24 protein-coding genes are annotated in these 24,002 nt (G+C 74.4%); 12 read left to right on the top strand and 12 right to left on the bottom strand.

The window, feature by feature from the left end:
* The first annotated feature begins 49 nt into the window (after positions 1-49).
* A complete protein-coding gene (gene leuA / locus ACBI99_RS30305; RefSeq protein ID WP_357587582.1) occupies positions 50-1,777 on the top strand; it encodes a 2-isopropylmalate synthase in 1,728 nt (575 codons plus the stop codon).
* On the opposite strand, the gene pyrF is transcribed toward leuA, so the two are convergent.
* Positions 1,741-2,547 (bottom strand): orotidine-5'-phosphate decarboxylase, encoded by an 807-nt coding sequence (gene pyrF / locus ACBI99_RS30300; RefSeq protein WP_364181823.1) that lies wholly within the window; start codon positions 2,545-2,547, stop codon positions 1,741-1,743. The two genes, leuA and pyrF, sit on opposite strands and share 37 nt — an antisense overlap.
* A gap of 177 nt (positions 2,548-2,724) precedes the next feature.
* Between pyrF and ACBI99_RS30295 the strand changes: the two genes are divergently transcribed.
* A complete protein-coding gene (locus ACBI99_RS30295) occupies positions 2,725-3,201 on the top strand; it encodes a DUF6968 family protein (protein ID WP_375074059.1) in 477 nt (158 codons plus the stop codon).
* On the opposite strand, the gene ACBI99_RS30290 is transcribed toward ACBI99_RS30295, so the two are convergent.
* Positions 3,198-3,677: a hypothetical protein gene (locus ACBI99_RS30290; RefSeq protein WP_375074058.1), complete on the bottom strand. Its 480-nt coding sequence runs from the start codon at positions 3,675-3,677 to the stop codon at positions 3,198-3,200. The genes ACBI99_RS30295 and ACBI99_RS30290 overlap by 4 nt on opposite strands.
* Positions 3,678-3,739: 62 nt before the next feature.
* Here ACBI99_RS30290 and ACBI99_RS30285 point away from each other — a divergent pair, with 62 nt between their 5' ends.
* Positions 3,740-4,537 carry an HAD family hydrolase gene (locus ACBI99_RS30285; RefSeq protein ID WP_219501990.1) on the top strand — a complete coding sequence of 266 codons (798 nt, stop codon included), beginning with the start codon at positions 3,740-3,742 and terminating at the stop codon, positions 4,535-4,537.
* On the opposite strand, the gene ACBI99_RS30280 is transcribed toward ACBI99_RS30285, so the two are convergent.
* Positions 4,527-4,880, bottom strand: coding sequence for a winged helix-turn-helix transcriptional regulator (locus ACBI99_RS30280; RefSeq protein ID WP_375074057.1), 354 nt, complete (start codon positions 4,878-4,880; stop codon positions 4,527-4,529). The two genes, ACBI99_RS30285 and ACBI99_RS30280, sit on opposite strands and share 11 nt — an antisense overlap.
* A gap of 82 nt (positions 4,881-4,962) precedes the next feature.
* Between ACBI99_RS30280 and ACBI99_RS30275 the strand changes: the two genes are divergently transcribed.
* Entirely contained in the window at positions 4,963-5,637 is a 675-nt protein-coding gene (locus ACBI99_RS30275; protein WP_375074056.1) for an NADPH-dependent F420 reductase, read from the top strand.
* Positions 5,638-6,230: 593 nt separating this feature from the next.
* The gene (locus tag ACBI99_RS30270) at positions 6,231-6,605 is read left to right on the top strand and encodes a hypothetical protein (protein WP_219501997.1); all 375 of its coding nucleotides are present in this window, start codon (positions 6,231-6,233) and stop codon (positions 6,603-6,605) included.
* A gap of 36 nt (positions 6,606-6,641) precedes the next feature.
* On the opposite strand, the gene ACBI99_RS30265 is transcribed toward ACBI99_RS30270, so the two are convergent.
* Positions 6,642-7,313 (bottom strand): endonuclease V, encoded by a 672-nt coding sequence (locus tag ACBI99_RS30265; RefSeq protein ID WP_219501999.1) that lies wholly within the window; start codon positions 7,311-7,313, stop codon positions 6,642-6,644.
* A gap of 126 nt (positions 7,314-7,439) precedes the next feature.
* Here ACBI99_RS30265 and ACBI99_RS30260 point away from each other — a divergent pair, with 126 nt between their 5' ends.
* From ACBI99_RS30260 to ACBI99_RS30250, 3 genes are read left to right on the top strand one after another with little or no spacing between them, the layout of a single operon-like run.
* Positions 7,440-8,564: an alpha/beta hydrolase gene (locus ACBI99_RS30260; protein WP_375074055.1), complete on the top strand. Its 1,125-nt coding sequence runs from the start codon at positions 7,440-7,442 to the stop codon at positions 8,562-8,564.
* Between the two features lie 36 nt (positions 8,565-8,600).
* On the top strand, positions 8,601-9,941 hold the full coding sequence (locus ACBI99_RS30255) for an FAD-dependent oxidoreductase (protein ID WP_375074054.1): 1,341 nt from the start codon (positions 8,601-8,603) through the stop codon (positions 9,939-9,941).
* A gap of 9 nt (positions 9,942-9,950) precedes the next feature.
* On the top strand, positions 9,951-10,691 hold the full coding sequence (locus tag ACBI99_RS30250; protein ID WP_375074053.1) for a sulfite exporter TauE/SafE family protein: 741 nt from the start codon (positions 9,951-9,953) through the stop codon (positions 10,689-10,691).
* Positions 10,692-10,710: 19 nt separating this feature from the next.
* On the opposite strand, the gene ACBI99_RS30245 is transcribed toward ACBI99_RS30250, so the two are convergent.
* The 6 genes from ACBI99_RS30245 to ACBI99_RS30220 form a co-directional block, all read right to left on the bottom strand.
* Positions 10,711-11,388 (bottom strand): type 1 glutamine amidotransferase, encoded by a 678-nt coding sequence (locus tag ACBI99_RS30245; RefSeq protein WP_364181798.1) that lies wholly within the window; start codon positions 11,386-11,388, stop codon positions 10,711-10,713.
* 33 nt (positions 11,389-11,421) lie between these two features.
* Positions 11,422-12,255, bottom strand: coding sequence for a bifunctional 5,10-methylenetetrahydrofolate dehydrogenase/5,10-methenyltetrahydrofolate cyclohydrolase (locus ACBI99_RS30240; RefSeq protein WP_375074052.1), 834 nt, complete (start codon positions 12,253-12,255; stop codon positions 11,422-11,424).
* A complete protein-coding gene (locus tag ACBI99_RS30235) occupies positions 12,252-12,857 on the bottom strand; it encodes a cyclodeaminase/cyclohydrolase family protein (RefSeq protein ID WP_357587562.1) in 606 nt (201 codons plus the stop codon). The genes ACBI99_RS30240 and ACBI99_RS30235 overlap by 4 nt, the downstream gene beginning before the upstream one ends.
* A gap of 28 nt (positions 12,858-12,885) precedes the next feature.
* On the bottom strand, positions 12,886-13,383 hold the full coding sequence (locus tag ACBI99_RS30230) for a hypothetical protein (RefSeq protein ID WP_357587560.1): 498 nt from the start codon (positions 13,381-13,383) through the stop codon (positions 12,886-12,888).
* Between the two features lie 116 nt (positions 13,384-13,499).
* On the bottom strand, positions 13,500-14,504 hold the full coding sequence (locus ACBI99_RS30225) for a LacI family DNA-binding transcriptional regulator (protein WP_375074051.1): 1,005 nt from the start codon (positions 14,502-14,504) through the stop codon (positions 13,500-13,502).
* The gene (locus ACBI99_RS30220) at positions 14,485-15,807 is read right to left on the bottom strand and encodes a rhamnulokinase family protein (protein ID WP_375074108.1); all 1,323 of its coding nucleotides are present in this window, start codon (positions 15,805-15,807) and stop codon (positions 14,485-14,487) included. The genes ACBI99_RS30225 and ACBI99_RS30220 overlap by 20 nt, the downstream gene beginning before the upstream one ends.
* Before the next feature lie 170 nt (positions 15,808-15,977).
* On the opposite strand from ACBI99_RS30220, the gene ACBI99_RS30215 reads away from it, so the two are divergent.
* From ACBI99_RS30215 to ACBI99_RS30200, 4 genes are all read left to right on the top strand, one after another.
* Positions 15,978-16,289 (top strand): L-rhamnose mutarotase, encoded by a 312-nt coding sequence (locus ACBI99_RS30215; protein ID WP_219502014.1) that lies wholly within the window; start codon positions 15,978-15,980, stop codon positions 16,287-16,289.
* A 13-nt stretch (positions 16,290-16,302) separates the two neighbouring features.
* Positions 16,303-17,448, top strand: a complete 1,146-nt coding sequence (rhaI, locus tag ACBI99_RS30210) for an L-rhamnose isomerase (protein ID WP_219502016.1) — start codon at positions 16,303-16,305, stop codon at positions 17,446-17,448.
* A complete protein-coding gene (locus ACBI99_RS30205) occupies positions 17,448-19,487 on the top strand; it encodes a bifunctional aldolase/short-chain dehydrogenase (RefSeq protein ID WP_246644311.1) in 2,040 nt (679 codons plus the stop codon). The genes rhaI and ACBI99_RS30205 overlap by 1 nt, the downstream gene beginning before the upstream one ends.
* 310 nt (positions 19,488-19,797) lie before the next feature.
* On the top strand, positions 19,798-22,110 hold the full coding sequence (locus ACBI99_RS30200; RefSeq protein WP_375074050.1) for a DUF4132 domain-containing protein: 2,313 nt from the start codon (positions 19,798-19,800) through the stop codon (positions 22,108-22,110).
* A 108-nt stretch (positions 22,111-22,218) separates the two neighbouring features.
* On the opposite strand, the gene ACBI99_RS30195 is transcribed toward ACBI99_RS30200, so the two are convergent.
* Both ACBI99_RS30195 and ACBI99_RS30190 read right to left on the bottom strand, forming a co-directional pair.
* Positions 22,219-22,860, bottom strand: a complete 642-nt coding sequence (locus ACBI99_RS30195) for an FMN reductase (RefSeq protein WP_375074049.1) — start codon at positions 22,858-22,860, stop codon at positions 22,219-22,221.
* A gap of 13 nt (positions 22,861-22,873) precedes the next feature.
* Complete coding sequence (locus ACBI99_RS30190) at positions 22,874-23,977, bottom strand: LLM class flavin-dependent oxidoreductase (RefSeq protein WP_375074107.1); 1,104 nt, start codon at positions 23,975-23,977, stop codon at positions 22,874-22,876.
* Between the last annotated feature and the right edge of the window lie 25 nt (positions 23,978-24,002).

Genomic DNA, 24,002 nt, shown 5'->3' with positions numbered 1-24,002 from the left:
GGGGTCGAGTGCTGCCGGTCCGCGTTCTTGACCAGAGAAGGAGACGACCATGCGGTGGAATCCGCAACAGCCCAGCGTCATGCCCTCGCACCGCTACCGGCCCGCGCACGAGCGGGTCAGCGTGCCCCTCACCGACCGGCAGTGGCCGGCGAACCGGACCACGCGGGCCCCGCTCTGGGTGCCCGTCGACCTGCGCGACGGCAACCAGGCGCTGGCCGAGCCGATGGACCCCGCGCGCAAACGGCGCATGTTCGAGCTGCTGGTGCGCATGGGCTACAAGGAGATCGAGGTCGGCTACCCGTCGGCCAGCCGGACGGACTTCGACTTCGTCCGGCAGCTCGCCACCTCCGGGACGGTGCCCGACGACGTGACCGTCGTGGTGTTCACCCCGGCCAGGGCCGACCTGATCGAGCGCACCTACGCCGCCGCCGAAGGGCTGCCCCGCGTCGTCGTGCACCTCTACACCGCCACCGCCCCCGTCTGGCGCGACGTGGTGCTCGGGCGCGACCGCGACGAGCTGCGCGCGCTCATCGTGGACGCCGCCGCGCTCGTCGCCAGGCTGGGCGACGCCCGCGACGGCGTGCGCTACCAGTTCTCGCCCGAGGTGTTCAACCTCACCGAGCCCGACTACGTGCTGGAGGTGTGCGACGAGCTGACCGCGCTGTGGGACGCGAGCCCCGACCGGCCGGTGATCCACAACCTGCCCGCGACCGTCGAGATCGCCACCCCCAACGTGTACGCCGACCAGATCGAGTACATGCACCGCCACCTGGCCCGGCGCGACTCGGTCATCCTGTCGGTGCACCCGCACAACGACCGCGGCACCGGCGTCGCCTGCGCCGAGCTGGCCGTGCTGGCCGGGGCGCAGCGGGTGGAGGGCTGCCTGTTCGGCAACGGCGAGCGCACCGGCAACGTCGACCTCGTCACGCTCGCGCTCAACCTGCACGCCCAGGGCGTCGACCCGATGATCGACCTGTCCGACATCGACGAGGTCAGGCGCACCGTCGAGCACTGCAACCGGCTGCCCGTGCCCGAGCGCCACCCCTACGCGGGCGACCTCGTCCACACGGCCTTCTCCGGCACCCACCAGGACGCGATCAAGAAGGGCCTGGCCCACCACGCCCGGCGGGCCGCCGAGCTCGGCGTGCCGGAGTCACAGGCGCCCTGGGAGGTGCCCTACCTGCCGATCGACCCGGCCGACGTGGGCCGCGGCTACCAGGCGGTCATCCGCGTCAACAGCCAGTCGGGCAAGGGCGGCATCGCCTACCTGCTCGGCGCCCGCCACGGGCTGGAGCTGCCACGCAGGCTGCAGATCGACTTCTCCGCCGTGGTGCAGCGCGACGCCGACGGCAGCGGCGAGGAGATCACCGCCGAGCGGCTGTGGACGCTGTTCAGGCGGACGTACCTGGACGTGGCGGGGCCGCTCGCGGTGACCGGCTGGCGCACCGCCGAGACCGCGCCGGGGACCCACGAGTTCACCGGCACGCTGGACGACGGCACGCCGCTGCGCGGCACCGGCAACGGGCCGCTGGCCGCGCTCGCCGCCGCGCTGGCCGGGGCCGGCGTCGAGGCCGACATCCTGCACTACGCCGAGCACGCCACCGGCACGGGCAGCGGCAGCCAGGCCGTCGCCTACGTCGAGGCGCGCGCCGGCGGCGTCACCCGCTGGGGCGCGGGCCGCGACTCGTCGGTCCTCACCGCGTCGGTGCACGCCGTGCTCGCCGCCGTCAACCGGGCCCTTCAGAGCGACAGCGCCTTGGCGCACTCGTCCCGGTAACGCTCGGTACGGGCGCGCAGCCGCGCCGGGTCGTCCAGCACCGCCCGGGACACCGACGGCACCACCGCGTGCCGTACCGAGGCGAACCGCCGGCCCACGTCGGCGGGCGAGGCGCCCTGCGCGCCGAGCCCCGGCGCCAGCACCGGCCCGTTGAGCCGGTCGAGCGCGTAGCCCGGCGAGGCGACGGTCGCGCCGACGACCACGCCGACCGAGCCGAGCGGCCGCACCCCCTCGTTGGCCGCCCGCACCCCCTCGTACACCTCCCCGGCGACCGCGCTCTGCAGCGCGGCCGCCTCGGGGTTGGAGGTGCGGGCGAGCACGAACACGCCCGCGTCGCCGGCGAGCGCGGAGGTGATCGCGCCGCTCAGGCTGCCGAAGCCCAGGTACGGGCTGAGCGTCACCGCGTCGGCGGCCAGCGGGCTGCCCCGGTCGAGGTACGCCTCGGCGTAGGCGGCCATCGTGCTGCCGATGTCGCCGCGTTTGACGTCGAGCAGCACCAGCGTGCCCGCGTCGCGCAGGTCGGCGATCGTGCGCTCCAGCACCGCGATGCCGCGGCTGCCCCAGCGCTCGTAGAAGGCCGACTGCGGCTTCATCACGGCGACCAGGTCGCCCACCGAGTCGGCGACCGTGCGGCTGAAGCGCTCCAGCCCCATCGGCGAGTCGTCGAGGCCCCACGCCCCGAGCAGCTCCGGGCTCGGATCGATGCCCACGCACAGCGGTCCGTACTTGTCCATCCTCGCCCGCAACCGTGTTCCGAACGGCTCATCCATCCCCAGGCCCCCTCACGACCGGTAGGAAGACTATGGGGCGGGAGCCGCACACCAGTAGTCCGGGCGGCGGATCCGTGGGCTCCCGCCCCCCACAGCATCCGATATGTCCGGCATGTCGGCCAGAGTCCCGCGCTCTGACAGTCTTTCCGGGTATGAGTCATGGGTAGATCAGCCAGCATGTACGAGATCGCCCGACGGACGCTGACGTTGCGCACCGAGCCGCCGGGGGAGGTGGTCGCGGCGGTCGGGATGCCGTACGAGGAGCCCACGGGGGAGTGGTCGTGCCCGTACCGGATCGACGGGCTGGCCGGATGGGAGCACGAGCGGAAGGTCACCGCCGACGACTCGCTGCGCGCCGTCGAGCGCGCCCTCGTCACCGTGCGGGCGGCGCTCGCAGGCTCCCACGAGGCCAAGGAGGGCCTGCTCGCCTCGGACGACGAGCCCGGCGGCAGGCGCCCGCTGACCGTGTACGTCGACTGGGACGCCGGGCACGACGTCGCCTACGTCGCGATGAGGCCCGAGGCGGCGCCCGGCGAGGTGACCCGCCACGTCGTCGCCGAGGACGTCGTGCTCGGCTACGGCGACTCCGGCGAGCTCCTCGGCCTGGAGATCGCCCAGGCCGGCGTCCGGCTGCCCCCGGAGCTGCGGATCTAGCGCCGCAGCAGCCACCGCCAGCGCGGCAGCTCCAGCACCGCCGTCACCGCCGCCAGCGCCGACACGACCCCGGCGGCCACCGGATGCCAGGCCGCCCACGACGCCGCCACCGCCACCACGAGCTGCAGCAGCACCAGCGCGATCGTCACCGGCCCCGGCACCGCCATGAGCACCTGCCGCTTGTCGCCCGGCGTCGCGAACACCGTCGGCAGCCCGATCAGCACCACCACCGACAGCACCGCCAGCGGCACCGAGAACGAGGCCAGCGCCCACGGCGCCGCCACCCACGCGACCAGCTCGGTCGCGAACCGGAACACCGAGGCGACCCGATCATCAGGCCGGCCGCCGGCGCGGCCGTCCGGCCGGGCATGGGCCCGGTCGTCCGCACGGTCGTCCGCACGGTCGTCCGCACGGTCGTCCGCACGGTCGCCTGCCCGGTCGTTTGTCCGGTCGTCTGCGTGCTCGGGGGAGGTCACGCGGCGCACCCTACCGCCGGGCGGCCCGGCCCGGAAGGCGGCCGGCGCCCATAATCGGGTACGTGAACCCTCCGCGCATCGTCGCCACCGACCTCGACGGAACCCTCCTGCGCTCCGACGGCACCGTCTCCCCCCGCACCCGGGACGCGCTGCGGCTGGCCCGCGACGCCGGGGCCGAGATCGTGTTCGTCACCGCCCGCCCGCCCCGCTCCATGGCCCCCATCGCCCGCCGGGCCGGCGCGCTCGGCACCGCCGTGTGCAGCAACGGCGCCATCGTGTACGACGTGACCGCCGACGAGATCGTCACCATGCACGCCCTCGACCCGGCGGCGGCCAGGAAGGTCGTCGGCGCGCTGACCGAGGCGCTGCCCGGCATCGCGTTCGGCGCCGAGACCGGCCACGCCGTGCTGTGCCAGCCCGGCTACGGCCGCAGCCACCCCGGCGACGAGGCCTGGCGCCGCTCGGTGCCCGACGTGTGCGCGGCGGGCGAGCCCATCGTGAAGCTGCTCGCCTGGCTGCCCGAGCACCCGCTGGACGACCTGTTCACCGCGGCGACCGCGGCCGTCGAGGGGCAGGCCGAGGTCACCCACTCCGGCGTGCCCGGCCTCCTGGAGATCAGCGCCCCCGGGGTGACCAAGGCCGGCACCCTGGCCGCCTTCTGCGACCGGCTCGGAGCCGGGCCTGACGACGTGGTGGCCTTCGGCGACATGCCCAACGACCTCGCCGTGCTGGCCTACGCCGGAGCCGGTTACGCCATGGCCAACTCCCACCCCATGGTGCTGCGGGCCGCCGGGCGGCGCACGCTGTCCAACGACGAGGACGGGGTGGCCGTCGTCCTGGAACAGCTCTTCACCCGCTGACCGGCTGCCCGGGGCTCGCGTCCTGGGCGGCCATCACCTCCTCGGCGTGCTCGAAGGCCCACTCGCCCAGCACGCCGATCGGCCCCAGCAGGCTCCGGCCCAGCGCCGTCAGCTCGTACTCCACCCGGGGCGGCGCCTCCGCGTACGCCCGCCGCGTCACCAGGCCGTTGAACTCCAGCCGGCGCAGCGTCTCCGTCAGCACCTTGGCGCTGATGCCGCCGATGCCCGGCCGCAGGTCCGCCGGCCGGCGCGGGCCGTCGCGCAGCGACCACAGGACGACCGCGTTCCACGTGTTGGAGATCAGGTCGAAGGCCAGCCGCGCCTGGCAGTCGGCGAGAAACACGAGCCCTCCCGATAGGCACCGTCCGGTGCGTATTGGCATTCCTAGAGTCCCCATGCAAGCAGACGTCCTCGGAAGGATGAGCATGAGGATCGGCATTCTCGGCGCCGGCGGCATGGCCGACGCCCTCGGCACGCAGTGGGCCCGTGCGGGCCACGCCCTGATGGTCAGCGGCCGCGACCCCGGCCGCGCCGCGGCGACCGCCGCCACCCTGACCGCCGCCGCCCGGGCCGCCGACGCCCCGCACGGCCTGCCCGCCACGGCGGGCACGTTCGAGGAGGCCGCCGCGTTCGGCGACGTGGTCGTGGTGGCCGTGCTGGAGGAGGCGGCCGACCAGGTGGTACGGGCCGCCGGACCGGCGCTGCGCGGCAAGCCGCTGATCGACGTGACCAACGCCGTCGGGCCCGGCGCGTACGACGTGACACGCTCCGTCGCCGAACGGATCGCCGCCCTCACCGGCGGGCACGTGGTGAAGGCGTTCAACCTCTGCCACGTGGACGTGTGGCGCATGACGCCCCCGGTGTTCGACGGCCGGCCGCTCGCCGTGCCCCTCTGCGGCGACGACGACCACGCCCTCGGCCTCGCCCGCACCCTCGTCACCGACCTGGGCTGCACCCCCGTCCACGGCGGCGGCCTCGACCGGGCCAAACTCCTGGAAGCCACGGCCGCCTTCATGATCGGCCTCTGGATCAGCGGCGCCGACGCCCAGGCAGTCCTCCCACCCCTCCCCCACTCCGGCCCCCACCCGGACGAGCCTTAGGAACCCCTGGGGGAAGGGCCCCGCTCCTTGGGGTGCGTCCCCTTCGGGCCCGCTCGGGTGCGTCCCCTCGGGGTCGCCCCACGGGCGCGGCTCCCCTCGGGTGCGGCCCCTCGGGGGTGGCCTACCTCGGGCACCCCGGCCGCCGGACCGCTCCCGGCTCCCCGAGGCCCAGGCCCTTGGGTACGGGCCTCTTGGGGGCTCACCTCAGGTGCGGCGGCCGCCGGGCCACACCCTTCCGGGCATCCGCTCCCGGGCTTCCTCGAGGTCCCGGCCCTCCGGGCGCGGCCCCTCCGGGGGTGGGCCCTCTGGGGTGGGCCCTCTGGGGTGGGCCCCCGGCGTGGCCCTCCGGCGTGGCCCCCGGCGTGACCCCCGGGGGGTGGGCCCCCTCGGGGGGTGGTTCCCTTGGGGCGTCGCGGCTGTCGGGCCGCCCTGCCCCTCCACCCGCGGTCCCGGCCCCCGGGTGTGGGAGGTCGTGGGGTGGGGGCGGTAGGGGTGTACGACCGGGGGTGTAGGGCGGATGACGACGTGGGGTGGATGTACGGGCGCCGCGGCGCCGGGATGCTGGGGGCCCGCACCGAGCGAAGGAGAGTCGCGTGGTCACCGAGGTCGCCCCCAGGACGAGCGGATATCTGACCGCCTTCAAAGCGGTCGCGCTGCTGAACGCCGCCGCCGTGCTGCTCCAGGCCGTGACGGCCGGGCAGCTGATGGAGGGTGCGGGCCGGGCGCTGCACGGCGCGGGCGCGGGCGCCGTCCACCTGCTGGGGCTGGCGCTGGTCGTCAGCGCGGTGCTCGTGTGGCGGCCGGGCCGGGGCCCGCTCTGGCCGTCGCTGGTCGGCCTGGCGGTGCTGCTGCTGGGCCTGGTCCAGTCCATGGTGGGCGGTTCGGGCGCGGTCGCCGTGCACGTGCCGCTGGGCATGGTGCTGTTCGGGCTCAGCGTGTGGCTGCTGGCCTGGACGTTCCGCCGCTGACACGGGGGCTGGCAAGCCCGCAAGCGCCGCAGGGGGTCAGGTGCCGTGGCGGGCCAGGTGGTCGGCCTGGCGTACGGGCTCGGGCAGCCGGTAGCGGGGCGACAGGCGCAGCACCTGGCCGGTGACGGTGTCGAGGCTGACGCGGTGCCCCTGGGACACGTACACCGGCTTGGTGCCGGTCCGGGTGCGCAGCGCCCGTCCCACGGGGACGCCGTCGAGGACGATGGGCGACCAGGAGCCGCGCGCGGCCCCGGGCGGTTCGTGGGCGCCGACGAACGGCGTCTTGCCGACCCCGAGCGACGGCAGCCCGGTGAGGACGCCCAGGTGGCAGGCCAGGCCGAAGCCGCGCGGGTGCGCGAGCCCGTAGCCGTCGCAGACGAGCAGGTCCGGCGTGACGGTGAGCCGTTCGAGCGCCTCGACGAGCGCGGGCAGCTCGCGGAAGGCGAACAGGCCGGGCACGTACGGGAAGGCCGCCCGCCCGTGGACGACCACCCGTTCCACGACGTCGAGCGTCTCGGCGTCGAGCACGACGACGGCGGCCGACAGCGCGTCGTGGTCGTCGCCCCGCCCGTGGTAGTGCACGTCGAGGCCCGCGACCGTGGTGAACGTGCCGGGCCCGTCCAGCTCGATGTGAGGCCGGAGCCGCTCCTGGATCGCCTCCGCCTCGGCGACACTGTCAGGCCACGGGTGAAGCTGCTTTACACGCACCCGACCCAACTTACGACCTTTCAACTAGGCCGCGGCACGCCTTCCGGAAGACCGGAATTCGATCTCCATCCCGATACCAGCACGAACGTGGGCTTGCTGGGAGGAAGTTCTGTAGTGTCGGGATTCGTGAGCGATGTCTTGGTGCTGATCGGGCCGGGAGCGGCGATCGACGAAGCTCTGCTGGGCGAGATCGCCGAAGGCGAGTTCACGGCGCTGGGCGTGCGCGGGGTGATCACGTACGCGCGTGACGCCGCCGCCGTCCGGGCCCGCACCGCCAGGCGCCGGGGCGGCTCCGAACGGGCGGTCGTGATCATCCCGGGCCCGGACGAGGGCATCAGGAGCCTGATGCGCGAGCCGCTCGGCCTGGTCGTCTGGCTGGACGTCTGGCGGGCCGACGGCGTCGAGACCGGCGAGGGCGCCACGCACATCCACGGGCGCGGGCTCGACGGCCTGTCGTGGGCGATCCGCCACGCCGTGCACCGCCTGCGCCACCCGCGCCGCCGTGTCGCGTACGGGGAGCACCGGCAGCAGTGGGGCGAGCTGTACCTGCCCGAACGGCTGCCCGGGGACGGCGGGCTGCCGGTGGTGGCGCTGGTGCACGGCGGGTACTGGCGGTCGGTGTGGCAGGCCGACCTCATGGAGGCGCTCTGCGCCGACCTCACCGGCAGCGGCCACGCGGTCTGGAACCTGGAGTACCGGCCGCCGGACCTGCACGGGTGGGAGGCGACCACGGCCGACGTGGCGGCCGGGCTGAAGGCGCTGACCGGCCTGGACGCGCCGCTCGACCTGGACCGGGTCGCCGTGGCGGGCCACTCGGCGGGCGCGCAGCTCGCCCTGCGCGCCGTCGCTGACGGCGCCCCCGCCAAGGTCGCGGTGTCGCTCGCGGGCGTGCTCGACCTGGTCGAAGGCGGCAGGCGCTGGATCGGCCAGGGCGCCGTGGCCGACGCGCTCGGCGCCCCCGCCCCGCCCCCCGGACCGCCGGGGCAGCCCGAGCCGGGCGGCCCCGCGGACCTGTACGCGCAGGCCGCCCCGCTCGCCAGGCTGCCGCTGAAGGTCAGGCAGGTCGTCGTCCAGGGCACCGGGGACGACCCTGACCTGCGCGACTTCGCGCGACGCTACGCGCGGGCCGCCGCCACGGCGGGGGACCGGGTGACGTACGTGGAGATGCCCGGCGACCACTTCGACGTGATCGATCCGCGTTCGCCGATCTGGCAGGCCACGGTCCGCGCCGTCGACGCCGCGCTCGGATAGCTGGACATTCCCCGCCGCCCGCCGTACGAAGGAAGGATGGAGGTCACGATCGTCGGCGCCGGCCTCGTCGGCTGCCTGCTCGCCTGCTTCCTGGCCCGCCGCTCGCACCGGGTGACGCTGTACGAACGCCGCCAGGACCCGCGCGAGCGCGGCGCGGACCGGGGCAGGTCGATCAACCTGGCGATCTCCGAGCGGGGCATCGACGCGCTGCGCCGGGTCGGGCTCGACCGGGAGGTGCTCAAGGACGCGATCCCGATGCCGGGCCGGATGATGCACGCGCTCGACGGCGGCCTGACCTTCCAGCCCTACAGCGCCGACCACCGGCAGGCGATCAACTCCATCGGCCGCGCCGAGCTGAACATGAAGCTGCTGGACGCCGCCACGGCGCTGCCCGGCGTCGAGGTCCGCTTCGGCCACCGGCTCACCGGGCTGGACGAGCGGACGGGGCGGCTGACGTTCGAGACGGAGAGCGGACCGGGCGAGGCGCGGGCGCGGGTGGTGATCGGCGCCGACGGCGCGTTCAGCGCGGTGCGCGCCCGGCTGCAGGCGCTGCCCGGCGTGAGCTTCAGCCAGAGCTACCTCGACTACGGCTACAAGGAGCTCACGATCCCGGCCAGGGGCGGCGCGTTCGCGCTGGAGCGGGGCGCGCTGCACATCTGGCCGCGCGGCGCGTCGATGATGATCGCGCTGCCGAACCCCGACGGCTCCTTCACCTGCACGCTCTTCTGGCCGCACCGCGCGTTCGCCGAGCTCGGCGACCCGGCGCGGGTGCGGGAGCACTTCGCCGAGCACTACCCCGACGCCTCCGCGCTGATGCCGGACCTGGCCGCGGACTTCGCGGCGAACCCGGTCGGCCACCTCGTCACCATGCGCTGCGCCCCGTGGCACGTGACCACCGATGCTGCCGTGGTCGGCCTGATGGGCGACGCCGCGCACGCCATCGTGCCGTTCTACGGCCAGGGCGCCAACTGCGGTTTCGAGGACTGCGTCGAGCTGGACCGGTGCCTGGACGAGACGGGCGACGACTTCGCCGGGGCGCTGGCGCTGTTCGAGCGCCGCCGGGCCGACACGGACGTGATCGCCCGGCTGGCGCTGGCGAACTTCGTCGAGATGCGGGACAAGGTCGGCTCCCGGATGTTCCTGGCGGGCAAGCGGCTGGAGCACGCGCTGGAGCGGGCGCTGCCGGGACGGTACGCCTCCCGCTACGAGCTGGTGTCGTTCTCCACGACTCCGTACGCCGAGGTGGAGCGCCGGGTGGCCCGCCAGCGCGGGTGGGCGGCGGGCGGGCTGCTCCTCGGCGCGGCAGGGCTGGCGGGGCTCGGGATGATGGCACGCGGACGCCGGGCCGGTGGGCTGGACAAAACGGACAAGCCCTAGCATGTCTGGGTGATCGTCGGCGAGGTTCTCGGGCTGCTCGGAGTCGGGCTGGCGGCCGGAGTGGTCAGCACCGTGGTGAGCCTCGCCTCGATCGTCTCCTACCCGGCGCTGCTGGCGTTCGGCCTGCCGCCGCTCACCGCGAACGTCACCAACACCGTCGCGCTGCTGTTCACCGGCCTCGGCGCGGCCCTCGGCTCACGGCCCGAGCTGGCCGGACAGGGGCCCCGGGTGCTCCGGCTCGGCTGGCTGACCGCGCTCGGCGGGGCCACGGGCGCGTACCTGCTGCTGGTGACGCCGTCGCGGACGTTCGAGCAGATCGCCCCGTGGCTCATCGGCCTGGCGTCGCTGCTGCTGATCCGGCCGCCGAAAGGGGAGCGGCACAGCGAGCACGGGCTGCTCACCCGGTGCGCGCTGTTCGCCGTGGCGATCTACGTCGGCTACTTCGGGGCGGCGGGCGGCATCCTCATGTTCGCGGTGCTGTCGTCGATGCTGGCGGGCACCCCGGCCAAGCTCAACGCGTTGAAGAACGTGCTGTCCGGGCTGGCCAACGCGGTGGCGGCGACCGGGTTCGCGCTGTTCGGGCCGGTCGACTGGGGGGCGGCGGCGCCGCTGGCGGCGGGCTTCCTGGCCGGCGGCTGGCTCGGCCCCAAGATCGCCCGCCGCCTGCCCGGTCACAGCCTGCGCTACCTGGCCGCCGCCTGCGGCCTGGCCGTCGCCGTCAAGCTCGGCTGGGGCGCCTACACGGGCTGAGCGCCTCGCCCGCCACTCGTCAGACGAGCTTGGCGAAGCGGGCGGCCACCTCGCGCCAGATCGGCGTGGAGACCGGCTCGTCGGCGACCGCGCGGGCGTAGACCTCGTCGGGGTCGAAGCCGTCCACCTCCCACTGGCGGATGCGCTCCGGCAGCACCTCGGGGTGGAACTGCACGCCCCACGCCTGCTCGCCCACGCGGAACGCCTGGTAGGGGCAGCGTTCGGTCTCGGCCAGCCACACCGCGCCGGGCGGCAGCGCGGTGATCGCGTCCTTGTGGTGCTCGATGGCGGGCACCACCGGAGGCAGGTCCTGGAAGAGGGCGTCGGCGGCGGCCTCGGGCCTGATCGTGACCGGGACGCTGCCGTTCTCGGGCGCGCCCGCGTCGCCGGTGACCTCGCCGCCGGCCACCTCGGCGAGCATCTGGCCGCCCAGGCAGATGCCGAACAGCGGGACGCCGCGCTCGATCGCCTCGCCCACCAGCCGCCTGGCCGGGGCCAGCCACGGGGCCCGGTCGTCCTCGCTCGGCAGGTAGCCGCCGCCCAGCATGATCATGGCGTCGTGGGTGAGCCGGTCGGGCACCGGGGCGCCCTCGTGCGCGTGGACCACGTCCAGCCGCAGCCCCGCCTCCTCCAGCCAGCCGCCGAACCGGCCCGGGCCGCCGCTCCGGCTGTTCTGGATGATCAGGACGTCACGCATGGAAGAGCCTTTCGGAAAGGTACGGCCGGGGGTTCACGGCAGGTTCGCCGCGCGGGCGGTGTGGCGCAGCAGCAGGGCGGTGGTGACGGGGCCGACGCCGCCGGGGACCGGGGTGAGGGCCGAGGCCCGCTCCGCGACCGCGTCGAAGTCGACGTCGCCGGTCAGGCCGCCGTCGTCGGTGGGGTTGGTGCCGACGTCGATCACCACCGCGCCGGGGGCGACGTGGCCGGCGCCGATCAGCCCGGCCCGCCCCACGGCGGCCACCAGGATCTCGCCGGTCGCGGTCACGGACGCCAGGTCGCGGGTGCGCGAGTGGCAGACGGTGACCGTGGCGTGCCGGTCGAGCAGCAGGTGCGCCAGCGGCTTGCCGACGACCGTCGAGCGTCCCACCACCACGGCCCGCCGGCCCGTGAGCTCGACCCCGTAGTGGTCGAGCAGCGCCATCACGGCCGCCGCCGTCGCCGGCACGAACGCGGGCAGCCCGGCGGCCAGCCGGCCCAGCGACAGCGGGTTGGCCCCGTCGACGTCCTTGCGCGGGTCGATCGCGCCGGCCAGCTCCTGCGCGACGGCGCCCTCGGGCAGCGGCGTCTGCAGCATCACGCCGTGCACGCCAGCGTCGGCGCTGAGCCGGGCCAGCGTCTCGCGGATCTGCTCCGGCCGCGCCTCGGGCCCCAGGTCGACGACGTCGGCGGCGATGCCCACGCCCTCGGCGGCCTTGGCGATGGACCGCACGTACCACAGGCTCGCCTCGTCGCCGGTGGCGACGACCACGGCGAGCCTCGGCTGCGGCCCGGCGGCCACCTCGGCCGCCGTCTGCGCCCTGATGGCCGCCGCCAGCTCCTTGCCCGTCAGCTTGCGCGCGGTCATCGCGTGATCTCCTTCAGTACGGCGGCCGTCACGGCGTCGGCGCGGGCCACGGCCCCGGCCACGACGGCCAGCCGGTCGCGCAGCCGCTCGCGGGCGGCCGGGTCGGTGAGGCCGGAGACGTTGACCTCGACGTTGACGCGGGCCGTGGTGAGCGCGGCGCGGGCGGCCTCGGCGGCGGCGGCCACGTCGGTGACCAGGTTGCGGTTGCCGATCGGCAGCAGCAGCTCGCAGAGCTCCACCAGGCGCGCGGCGGTCTCGGCCACCCGGGCGGGCGGCTCGGCGGCTCCGGCCAGCGCGGCGGCGATCGCGGCGGTGCGCGCCTCGCCCTTGGGCAGCCGGTAGGCGTCGGTGACGGCGGTGAACGCAGCCGCGTCGGCCTCGGCCAGGTCCAGCGCGCCGGCGCGCAGCGTGTCGGTCTCCGCGATCACGGCCTCGACGGCCCGGGCGTGCTCGGCGTACTTCTCGCCGGTGGTGTAGCGGGCGACCATGCCGAGGAGCGCGGCGGCCTGCGCCGCGTGGAGCGCGGCGGTCGCGCCGCCGCCCGGCGCGGGGACCCGGTCGGCCAGCGTGGTCAGGAAGTCGTCGATCGTGGAGTCGCGCATGGCGGCATTCTGCCAGGCGGCGCCGGGCTCACTCGCGGTGCATCGGCCGGGTGGTGTCCTCGGGACGGGACTCGGCGCCGTAGGACGGCTCCGGCGGGTACGGCCGCGCCTGGTAGGGGTCCTGGTAAGGGGCCTGGTCGGCGGGACCCGGGTAGGCGGGAGGCGGGTAGCCCGGGTAGGCGGGCGCGGCGTCGGCCCTGGCCCGGCCCCGCCAGCGCGACGGGAACGCCGAGGCCGCCAGCAGCATCACGCCGAGCATGAGCAGGATGCCCTGGAGCGCCAGGCCGGTGTAGCCGTTGCGCAGGAGGCCGGGCAGCAGCTGCTCGGGCCGGAACTCGATGCCGTACATCGTCAGGAACGGCACCACGCCCAGCAGCACGTACAGCAGCCCGCCCATGAGCGAGGCGACGGGGGAGATCCGTGACCCGGCGAGGAACGCCAGCCCGGCCCCGGCGAGCACGACGAGCCCGAGCCCCGGGAACGACAGCTCGAAGCGTTGCGCCAGCGTGAGCGAGAGGTGTGACACCCCGTACATCAGGGCCAGGGCTGCGAGCGGCGGCAGGAGCAGACCCGCGAGGAACCCCAGCCCATGACGAACACCATTTGACATCATTCACCCCGTTGCTCCGCTTATGTCCCAAGCTACCGCGTGGACTCCCGCACGACGAGGTCCGGCTGGAACATGACCTGCTGGTGGGCGTGTGTGGCCGGGTCGTCGCACTCGTCCAGCAGCAGCTCGGTCGCCGCCCGGCCGAGCTGGTAGGTCGGCTGCCGGATCGAGCTCAGCGACACCGCGGACGCCGAGGCGAAGTCGATGTCGTCATAGCCGATCAGCGACACGTCGGCGGGCACCCGCACCCCCGCCTGGAGCAGCCCGCGCAGCACGCCGAGCGCCAGCAGGTCGTTGGCGCAGAACAGCGCGTCGGGCAGCGCGTCCTCGGCGAGCAGCGTCAGGGCGGCCTGCTGGCCCGCCGCCGCCGTCATCGCCGGCATGGCCAGCTCCCGCAGCTCCGCCGGGTCGCGCCCGGCCGCCGCCAGCGCCCGCCCGGCCCCCCGCAGCCGGTCCTGGCACTGCCGGATCGAGGCGGGTCCCGACACGTACGCGATCCGGTCGGCCCCGCCCGCCAGCAGGTGCGTCACCGCCAGGGAGCCGCCGGCGACGTCGTTGACCGCGACCGCGCACTGGTCGGGCCGCTCGGCCGGATGGTCGACCAGCACGACGGCGATGCCGCGCTCGCGCAGCATGGCGAGCCGGCGCGGGTCGGCGCCCGACGGCGTGATGAGCACCCCGCGCACCCGCTGCTCGGCGAAGACCAGCAGGTTGCGCTCCTCCTTGGCCGGGCTGCCGGAGGAGTTGCCCAGGATGACCGCGTAGCCGCGCTCGCTGGCCAGGTCCTCCACCCCGGCGGCCACGTCGGTGAAGAACGGGTTGCCGATGTCGATCACCGACAGGCCGACCGTGCGGCTGTGGCCGGCGCGCAGCGTGGAGGCCGAGCCGTGGCGGACGAAGCCGAGCTGCCTGATCGCGGTCTCCACCCGGTCGCGGGTCGAGCCGGCCACCTTCTCGGGCCGGTTGAGCACGTTGGACACCGTGCCGGGGGACACCCCGGCCAGGGCCGCCACGTCCTTAATGCTCACCGTGGTCATCTTCGCCCCCGTGTGGCTCGTAGGTGCGCACGCCCGCGCTGCGCCGGATCAGGTCCCGCATCTCGGCCAGGTCGCCGACCAGGCCGCGCGCCCGGGCCTGCATCAGCGCGTTGCCGAGCGCGGCCGCCTCGACGGGCCCGGCGACGACCGGCAGCCCGGTCGCCCGGGCCGTCAGCCGGCACAGCAGCTCGTTGAGCGAGCCGCCGCCGACCAGGTGGACGACCTCGACGGGCCGGCCGCTGAGCCGCACCGCGTCGTCGATCGCCCGCCGGTAGGCGAGGGCGAGGCTCCGCAGGATGCATCGTACGACCTGCGCCCGCCCCTCCGGAGCGCGCTGCCCGGTCCTCGCGCAGTGATCGGCGATGCGCGCGGGCATGTCGCCGGGCGGCAGGAACGCCGGGTCGTCCGGGTCGACGACCGCCTCGGCGCGGACGCGCTCCGCCTCGGCCAGCAGCGGCTCCAGCGGCGGGTTCCCCCACACGCGCAGGCACTCCTGGAGGATCCACAGGCCCATGACGTTGCGCAGGTAGCGGGTGGTGCCGTCGACGCCCGCCTCGTTGGTGAAGTTCGCCAGCCGGCTCTCCTCGGTGAGCACCGGCGCGGGCAGCTCCACGCCGACCAGCGACCAGGTGCCGCACGAGATGTAGGCGAACCGGGAGGTCTCGGCGGGCACGGCCACCACGGCGGAGGCGGTGTCGTGCGAGGCGACCCTGACCACCCGGGTCTGGTAGCCGACCTCCTCGGCCACGTCGTCCAGCAGCGCGGCGCCGCCGCCGTCCGCGGCGATCGGCGGGAAGATCCGGCGCGGCAGGCCCAGCGTGTCGATCAGGTCCCACGCCCAGTCGCGCCGCCTCACGTCGTACAGGCCGGTCGTGGAGGCGTTCGTCCGCTCGGCCCCGATCGTTCCGGTCAGCCAGTAGCCGAGCAGGTCCGGGATCATCAGCATCGTCGCGGCCCCGTCGAGGCGCTCGCGCAGCAGCTGGTTGACCGTGTTGAACGGCAGGAACTGCACCCCCGTCACCTCGTACGGGTCCACCCGCGCGGTGACGCCGGCGGTGCGCGCGTCGCGGTAGTGCACCGGGTTGCCGATCAGGCGCCCGGCGCCGTCGAGCAGCCCGTAGTCGACGGCCCAGGAGTCGATGCCGACGGACTCGGCCGGTCCCGCCGCCCGCAGCCCGTCGAGCACGCCCCGGTAGAGGCCGAGGATGTCCCAGTGCAGGGTCCCGGACACCCGTACGGGCCGGTTGGGGAAGCGGTGCACCTCCGTCAGCGTCATCCGCCCGGCCGACACGTCGGCCCGCATCACCCGTCCGCTGGACGCACCCAGATCAACAGCCGTGAATCGCACAGCCTGATTAAAACGTAACAATCACAGCTGCGCCAGAGTGCTCCTGGAGGCATTGACGGCGGAAGGAACAGCACCTAGATTCCGGAGGCGGCTGGTTAAAACGTTCCTAACGAAGGAGATCGCGCGTGGAGCGGGTGTGCTTCCTGCTGAACGTACGGCCCGACCGCCTCGACGAGTACCGGGAACGGCACCGGCAGGTGTGGCCCGGCATGCTCGACGCGCTGCGGGAGGCCGGATGGCGCAACTACTCGCTCTTCCTGCGCGACGACGGGCTGCTCGTCGGCTACCTGGAGACCGACGACTTCGCCGCCGCCCGGCACGCGATGGCCGCCACCGAGGTGAACGCCCGCTGGCAGCGCGACATGGCGCCGTTCTTCGAGGAAGGCCGGCCCGACGAGAGCATGGTCAGGCTCGGCGAAGTCTTCCATCTGGACTGATTCGGGGAAGTGGATGATCAAGGAAGCGCTGCGGAAGCAGCGGATAGAGACCCCCTCGTGGGCCTACGGCAACTCCGGGACCCGGTTCAAGGTCTTCGCGCAACCGGGAGTCCCTCGCGACCCGTACGAGAAGATCGCCGACGCCGCGCAGGTGCACCGGTTCACCGGCGTGGCGCCCACCGTCGCCCTGCACATCCCCTGGGACAGGGTGGACTCCTACGCCGACCTGGCCCGGCACGCCGCCGAGCTGGGCGTCGGGATCGGCGCGATCAACTCCAACGTGTTCCAGGACGACGACTACAAGCTGGGCAGCGTCACCCACCCCGACCCGGCGGTGCGCGCCAAGGCGCTGGCGCACCTGCTGGAGTGCGTGGACATCATGGACGAGACCGGGTCCGACACGCTGAAACTGTGGTTCTCCGACGGCACCAACTACCCCGGCCAGGACGACATCCGCGCCCGGCAGGACCGGCTCGCAGAGGCCCTGTCGAGCGTGTACGAGCGGCTCGGCGACGGGCAGCGCTTCCTGCTGGAGTACAAGCTGTTCGAGCCCGCCTTCTACGTGACCGACGTGCCCGACTGGGGCACCGCCTACGCCCACTGCGTGCGGCTCGGGCCCAAGGCCCAGGTCGTCGTCGACACCGGGCACCACGCGCCGGGCACGAACATCGAGTTCATCGTGGCGTTCCTGCTGCGCGAGGGGAAGCTCGGCGGGTTCGACTTCAACTCGCGCTTCTACGCCGACGACGACCTCATGGTGGGGGCGGCCGACCCGTTCCAGCTGTTCCGCATCATGTTCGAGGTGATCGGCGGCGGCGGTTACACCGAGCGGACCGCGTTCATGCTCGACCAGTGCCACAACATCGAGCCGAAGATCCCCGGGCAGATCCGGTCCGTCATGAACGTCCAGGAGGCCACCGCCAAGGCGCTGCTCGTCGACCGCGACGCGCTCGCCGCCGCGCAGCGCGCCGGTGACGTGCTCGGCGCGAACGCGGTGCTCATGGACGCGTACAACACCGACGTGCGGCCGCTGCTGGCCGAGCTGCGTGAGGAGATGGGGCTGGCGCCCGACCCGATGGCCGCCTACGCCAAGTCCGGATATTTCGCGAAAATCGCCGCCGATCGGGTGGGCGGCAACCAGGCAGGATGGGGAGCCTGATGACCGTCGTCGACGAACTGCTCGCCCGGGCGCACACGCTCGGCTCCGACCCGCGCAACACCAACTACGCCGGCGGCAACGCCTCCGCCAAGGGCACCGGCACCGACCCCGTCACCGGCGGCGACGTCGAGCTCATGTGGGTCAAGGGCTCCGGCGGCGACCTCGGCACGCTGACCGCCGCCGGCCTGGCCGTGCTCCGCCTCGACCGCGTCCGCGCCCTCACCGCCGTCTACCCGGGCGTCGAACGCGAGGACGAGATGGTCGCCGCGTTCGACTACTGCCTGCACGGCAAGGGCGGCGCCGCCCCGTCCATCGACACCGCCATGCACGCCCTCGTCGACGCCGCCCACGTCGACCACCTGCACCCCGACTCCGGCATCGCCATCGCCACCGCCGCCGACGGGCCCGCGCTGACCGAGCGGATCTTCGGCGACCGCGTGGTGTGGGTGCCCTGGCGGCGGCCCGGCTTCCAGCTCGGCCTCGACATCGCCGCCGTCAAGGAGGCGAACCCCGCCGCCATCGGCTGCGTCCTCGGCGGCCACGGCATCACCGCCTGGGGCGCCACCAGCGACGAATGCCAGGCCAACGCCCTCGACATCATCCGCACCGCCGAGCGCTACATCGCCGAGCACGGCCGCCCCGACCCGTTCGGCCCCGTCGTCCACCAGCCGCTGCCCGAGGACGCCCGCCGCCGCCGCGCCGCCGAGCTGTTCCCCGTGATCCGCGGCCTGGCCGGCACCGACACCCGGCAGGTCGGCCACTACACCGACAGCCCCGAGGTGCTCGACTTCCTGTCCCGCGCCGAACACCCCCGCCTGGCCGCCCTCGGCACCTCCTGCCCCGACCACTTCCTGCGCACCAAGGTCGCGCCGCTCGTCCTCGACCTGCCGCCCGACGCGCCCCTGCCCGACGCCCTGGCCAGGCTGCGCGAACTGCACGCCGCCTACCGCGAGGAGTACGCCGCCTACTACGCCCGCCACGCCACACCCGGCTCGCCGCCCATGCGCGGGGCCGACCCGGCCATCGTGCTCGTCCCCGGCGTCGGCATGTTCAGCTTCGGCAAGGACAAGCAGACCGCCCGCGTCGCCGGCGAGTTCTACGTCAACGCCGTCAACGTGATGCGCGGCGCCGAGGCCCTGTCGTCGTACCGGCCCATCGACGAGGCCGAGAAGTTCCGCATCGAGTACTGGGAGCTCGAAGAGGCCAAACTCCGCCGCCTGCCCGCGCCCAAGCCGCTCGCCGGGCGCGTCGCGTTCGTCACCGGCGGCGGCTCCGGCATCGGCGCCGCCACCGCCCGCCGCCTCGCCGCCGAAGGCGCCTGCGTCGTCGTCGCCGACCGCGACCACGCCGCCGCCGAGAAGGTCGCCGCCGAACTCGGCGCCCGCGCCCACCGGCCCGCCGACGCCGCCATCGCCGTCGCCGTCGACGTCACCTCCGAGGACCAGGTCACCGACGCCGTACGGCAGGCCGTCCTCGCCTTCGGCGGCATCGACCTCGTCGTCAACAACGCCGGCCTGTCCCTGTCGCGCTCCCTCCTGGAGACCACCCTCGACGACTGGGACCTGCAGCACGACGTGATGGCGCGCGGCTCGTTCCTCGTCTCCCGCGAGAGCGCCCGCGTCCTCATCGACCAGGGCACGGGCGGCGACATCGTCTACATCTCCTCCAAGAACTCCGTCTTCGCCGGGCCCAACAACGTCGCCTACGGCGCCGCCAAGGCCGACCAGGCCCACCAGGTACGGCTCCTCGCCGCCGAACTGGGCGGCCACGGCATCCGCGTCAACGGCGTCAACCCCGACGGCGTCGTCCGCGGCTCCGGCATCTTCGCCTCCGGCTGGGGCGCCAACCGGGCCGCCGTCTACGGGGTCGAGGAGGAGAAGCTCGGCGAGTTCTACGCCCAGCGCACGCTGCTCAAGCAGGAAGTCCTGCCGGAGCACGTCGCCGCCGCCGTCCTCGCCCTCACCTCCGGCGACCTCAGCGTCACCACGGGCCTCCACATCCCGGTCGACGCCGGCGTCCCCGCCGCCTTCCTCCGCTGACCCACCCGGCCCCGGCCGTTTGGCCCGCCCGCCCGCCGCCCAGGGAACCGCCCCAATCGGGCGATCCGCGGGCGGGGTGGTATTCCCGGGCGGTTGGCATCCCCGGGCCGTGGCCGACCCAGGCGGGGGCCAACCCCCGTACGGTGACCGGCGCTGGGCGGGAGCCCGTCTGCGCCTTCCAGGGGCCGCCACCTCACCGGGAGGGCCCGCAGGCGGTCACCAGGGCGGCCCTTTCCGTACGGGGCCGGGCCCGGTGGGGAGGTTCGCCTGGAGGGGCGGATTGTCGGTGCGGTACGGCAGGATCGGCCGCATGATTCCCTCGCTCGACGAGCTGGCCGCCCATGACCGGGAGATGGCCGCGGTCCCGCTGACCGCGCACGACGTACGGGAGAAGCTGCGCGACCGGGTGAGGCCGGTGCGCCGCGCGGTGGCGGCGGAGCTGCGCGAGGCGGACCACGAGACGTGCCGCCGGGCGGCGCTCGCCCTCGCCCGGCTGACGGCCGACGACCACAGCGAGGAGTTCACGCTGGCGTTCACCCGGTCCGACGGGTGGAGCGTCGAGGAGCTGACGGAGCTGTGCGAGGTGATCGGCAGGGGTGGCAACGGCTGGCACGACCTGGAGTGGATCCCGCTGCTGGGCGAGCGCGCCGCCGCGTTCCCCCCGGAGCGGCGGGCGGGGCTGTGGGCGGTGGCCGAGCGGCTGATCGACGAGGCGGGACGCTTCTACCTGGGCGGGCAGGAGAGCCGGCTGGTGCAGCGGGCGCTGGCTCCGGTCAACCCGGAGGCGCCGCCCCTGCCGCTGGGCCTCGACGGCTGGGGCGCCCTGGTCCGCGCCCACCTGGGCGGTTCGCCGGCTCCGCACCTGGTGGAGCTGGTGGAGCATTTGGCGGAGGCGGGCAGCCCGCGGCCGACGAAGGCGTGGCGTGCCCGCGCCGTGGACCTGCTGGCGGCCGACGGCGCGGCGGAGCTGGTGGCGGCGGCGGTGCGCGCGTTCGACGGCCCGCTGCCCGCCGGGCACGTCCGGCTGCTGCGGGTCGAGGTCAACAGTGACATGGCCCGGGGTTTCGCCTGGGCGGCGGTGCTCACCGGCGTCGACGGGGCCGTGGCGGCGCTGGTCCGGCTGGCGGAGGCCGCGGCGGGCGGCGGGCGCGAGGTGGTGATGGATCTCAAGCTGGCCGGCGCGGCCGTCCACGCGATGGCCGAGTGCGACGGCGCGGTCGAGGCGCTGCGCCGCCTCCAGCGGACGGTCAGGAGCCGGGCGCTGCACAAGCAGATCGACGCGGCCCTCACCACGGCGGCGGCCCGCGACGGCATCACCGCCGCCCAGCTCGTCGAGCGCGCCGTCCCCGCGCACGGGCTGGCCGCCGACGGCACCCGCTCGTGGCGGTGCGCCCCGTGGACGGTCACGCTCGCGGTCGAGGACGCCCGGACCGTACGCGTCTCCGCCCGCTCCGACGACGGCACGGTCCGCCGGAGCCTGCCCGGTGACCTCGGCGGCGGCCCCGAGCTCGCGGCCGAGATCAAGGCCGTGGCCAAGGAGGTCCGCCGCACCCTGTCGGCCGAGCGGGCCCGCCTGGAGTCCCTGTTCACCGTCGACCGTTCGTGGCCGTACGAGGAGTGGGCCCGCCACTACCGCGACCACCCGATCACCGGAGCCGTCACCCGCGCCCTGATCTGGCAGAGCGGCGACGGCGAGCCCTTCCTGCCGGGCGGGTCCTTTCTGCCCGGCGATTCCGAGCCGGTGGGGGACCGCGTCCGGCTGTGGCATCCGGCCCGCGCCTCCCTGGACGAGGTGCGCGAGTGGCGCGAGACGGTGACGGGGCGGCAGCTGCGCCAGCCGTTCAAGCAGGCGTTCCGCGAGGTCTACCTCCTCACCCCGGCCGAGCTGGAGACCTCGCCCCGCTCCGAGCGGTTCGCCGCCCACCTCGTCGTCCACGACCGCCTCTACGCCCTGGTCAAGGAGCGCGGCTGGCAGGCCGAGTGGCTGCACCACCACGACGAGGCCGACGCCCGCAAGGAGCTGGCCGAGGGCGCCTGGCGGGCGCGCTTCCGCTACGTGTCGGCCGGGCGCGAAGGCGGTGAGCTGGTGGCCTCGACCGGCGCGGTCCGCTTCGAACGGCGCGCGGGCCGCCGGTGGGCGGAGGCAGCCCTGGCCGAGGCGCCGCCGCTGGTGTTCAGCGAGGCCATGCGTGACGTGGACCTGTTCGTCGCCGTCACCTCGATCGGCGCCGACCCGGGCTGGTCGGGCCGGGGCGGCGAGCGGCACCGCGCCTACTGGCGCACGCTGCCGGACGCCGAGCTGCCCCCGTCGGCGGAGGTGCGCCGCGACGCGCTCGCCCGCATCCTGCCGCGCACCGCGATCGCCGGCCGCTGCGAGCTGGCCGACCGGCAGCTGATCGTCCGCGGCGACCTGCGCACCTACCGCATCCATCTGAGCAGCGGCGCCGTCTTCATGGAGCCGGGCGACGTCTACCTGTGCGTGGTCGCCCGCCGGGCCACGGGCAGGCAGTTCCTGCCGTTCGAGGAGGACGGCCGGCTGGCGGAGATCCTCAGCAAGGCGTTCCTGCTCGCCCGCGACAGCGCGATCACCGACGAGTCGATCCTGCGGCAGATCCGCCCCTGAAGCCCCGCGCCGGCCCTCGGACGATCACCGGCACGCGCTGACGATCGCCCGCGGATCCGGATGCGATATCCGGACCCGATATGCGGAAATGTCGGGCGATCTACGGGCTTATCCCTGGCGGACCGCCGCGAGCTGCTGCTCGAACGGGACGACCTCTTCGATCTCCGGCGGCCCGCTCACGTCCTCGGTCTGCCCGGCCTTCGGCTCCCGCGCGGGGGCCAGGCGGAGCATGAGGTCGGCCAGCTCGCCCGACGCGCGGGTGATGCGGTCCGGCAGGCCGCCGGTGTAGGCGTCGCCGGTGCCGCCCCAGTCCTCCGACGCCGCGTACACCGCCGTGGGCACGACCACGGCGCGCAGGTAGGCGAACAGCGGCCGGAGCGCGTGCTCCAGCGCCAGCGAGTGCCGCGCGGTGCCGCCGGTGGCGGCGATGAGCACCGGGGTGCCCATCAGCGCGTCCTGGTCCAGCAGGTCGAAGAACGACTTGAACAGCCCGCTGTAGGACGCGCTGAACACCGGCGTGACCGCGATGACCCCGTCGGCCTCGGCCACGGCGTCCAGCGCCGAGCGCAGCCGGGCCCCGGCGAAGCCGGTGACGAAGTTGTTGGCGATGTCCACCGCCAGCTCCCGCAGCTCGACGACGCGCGGCGTGGCGCCGCCGAGCCGCCGCCCGGCCGCCTCGGCGAGGCGGTCGGCCAGCAGGCGGGTGGAGGACGGCTGGGTCAGTCCCGCCGTGACGACGACGAGCTTCATCGGGGTTTCTCCTTTACGAACGGGGGGCGGGCTGGGAGAGCTGTTCGGTGCGGGCCGCCAGCAGGGAGGCGTGGGTGGGCGCGTCCGGCACCTCGGCCGGGCGGCCCTTGGCGAACTCGGCGCGCAGCACCGGCACGACCTCCTCGCCGAGCAGGTCGAGCTGCTCCAGGACCGTCTTGAGCGGCAGCCCCGCGTGGTCCATGAGGAACAGCTGCCGCTGGTAGTCGCCGAAGTGCTCGCGGAACTCCAGGGTCCGGTCGATGACCTGCTGCGGGCTGCCCACGGTCAGCGGCGTCTCGGCGGTGAACTCCTCCAGCGACGGCCCGTGACCGTACACGGGGGCGTTGTCGAAGTACGGCCGGAACTCGCGCACGGCGTCCTGCGAGTTCTTGCGCATGAACACCTGGCCGCCGAGCCCGACGATGGCCTGTTCCGGGGTGCCGTGCCCGTAGTGGGCGTAGCGCTGCCGGTAGAGGGTGATGAGCCGGACGAAGTGCTCCTTCGGCCAGAAGATGTTGTTGGCGAAGAACCCGTCACCGTAGTAGGCGGCCTGCTCGGCGATCTCCGGGCTGCGGATGGAGCCGTGCCACACGAACGGCGGCACGCCGTCGAGCGGCCGGGGCGTGGACGTGAAGCCCTGGAGCGGGGTGCGGAAGCGGCCCTCCCAGTCCACGACGTCCTCGCGCCACAGCCGGTGGAGCAGCGCGTAGTTCTCGATGGCGAGCGGGATGCCCTGGCGGATGTCCTGGCCGAACCACGGGTAGACGGGCCCGGTGTTGCCGCGGCCCATCATGAGGTCGACCCGGCCTCCGGACAGGTGCTGCAGCATCGCGTAGTCCTCGGCGATCTTGACCGGGTCGTTGGTCGTGATCAGCGTGGTGGCGGTGGACAACTGCAGCCGCTCGGTCCTGGCGGCGATGTAGCCGAGCATGGTCGTGGGGGAGGACGGCACGAACGGCGGGTTGTGGTGCTCGCCGGTGGCGAACACGTCGAGCCCGACCTCCTCGGCCTTGAGCGCGATCGTCACCATCGCCTGGATCCGCTCCGCCTCGGTCGGGGTGCGGCCCGTCGTCGGGTCGGTGGTCACGTCGCCGACACTGAAGATCCCGAACTGCATATTGGTCACCAGCCCATACTGTTGA

The organism is Nonomuraea sp. ATR24, from assembly GCF_041950485.1.
Lineage (GTDB): Bacteria > Actinomycetota > Actinomycetes > Streptosporangiales > Streptosporangiaceae > Nonomuraea > Nonomuraea ceibae.
This window is presented reverse-complemented; position numbering and strand designations above follow the sequence as displayed.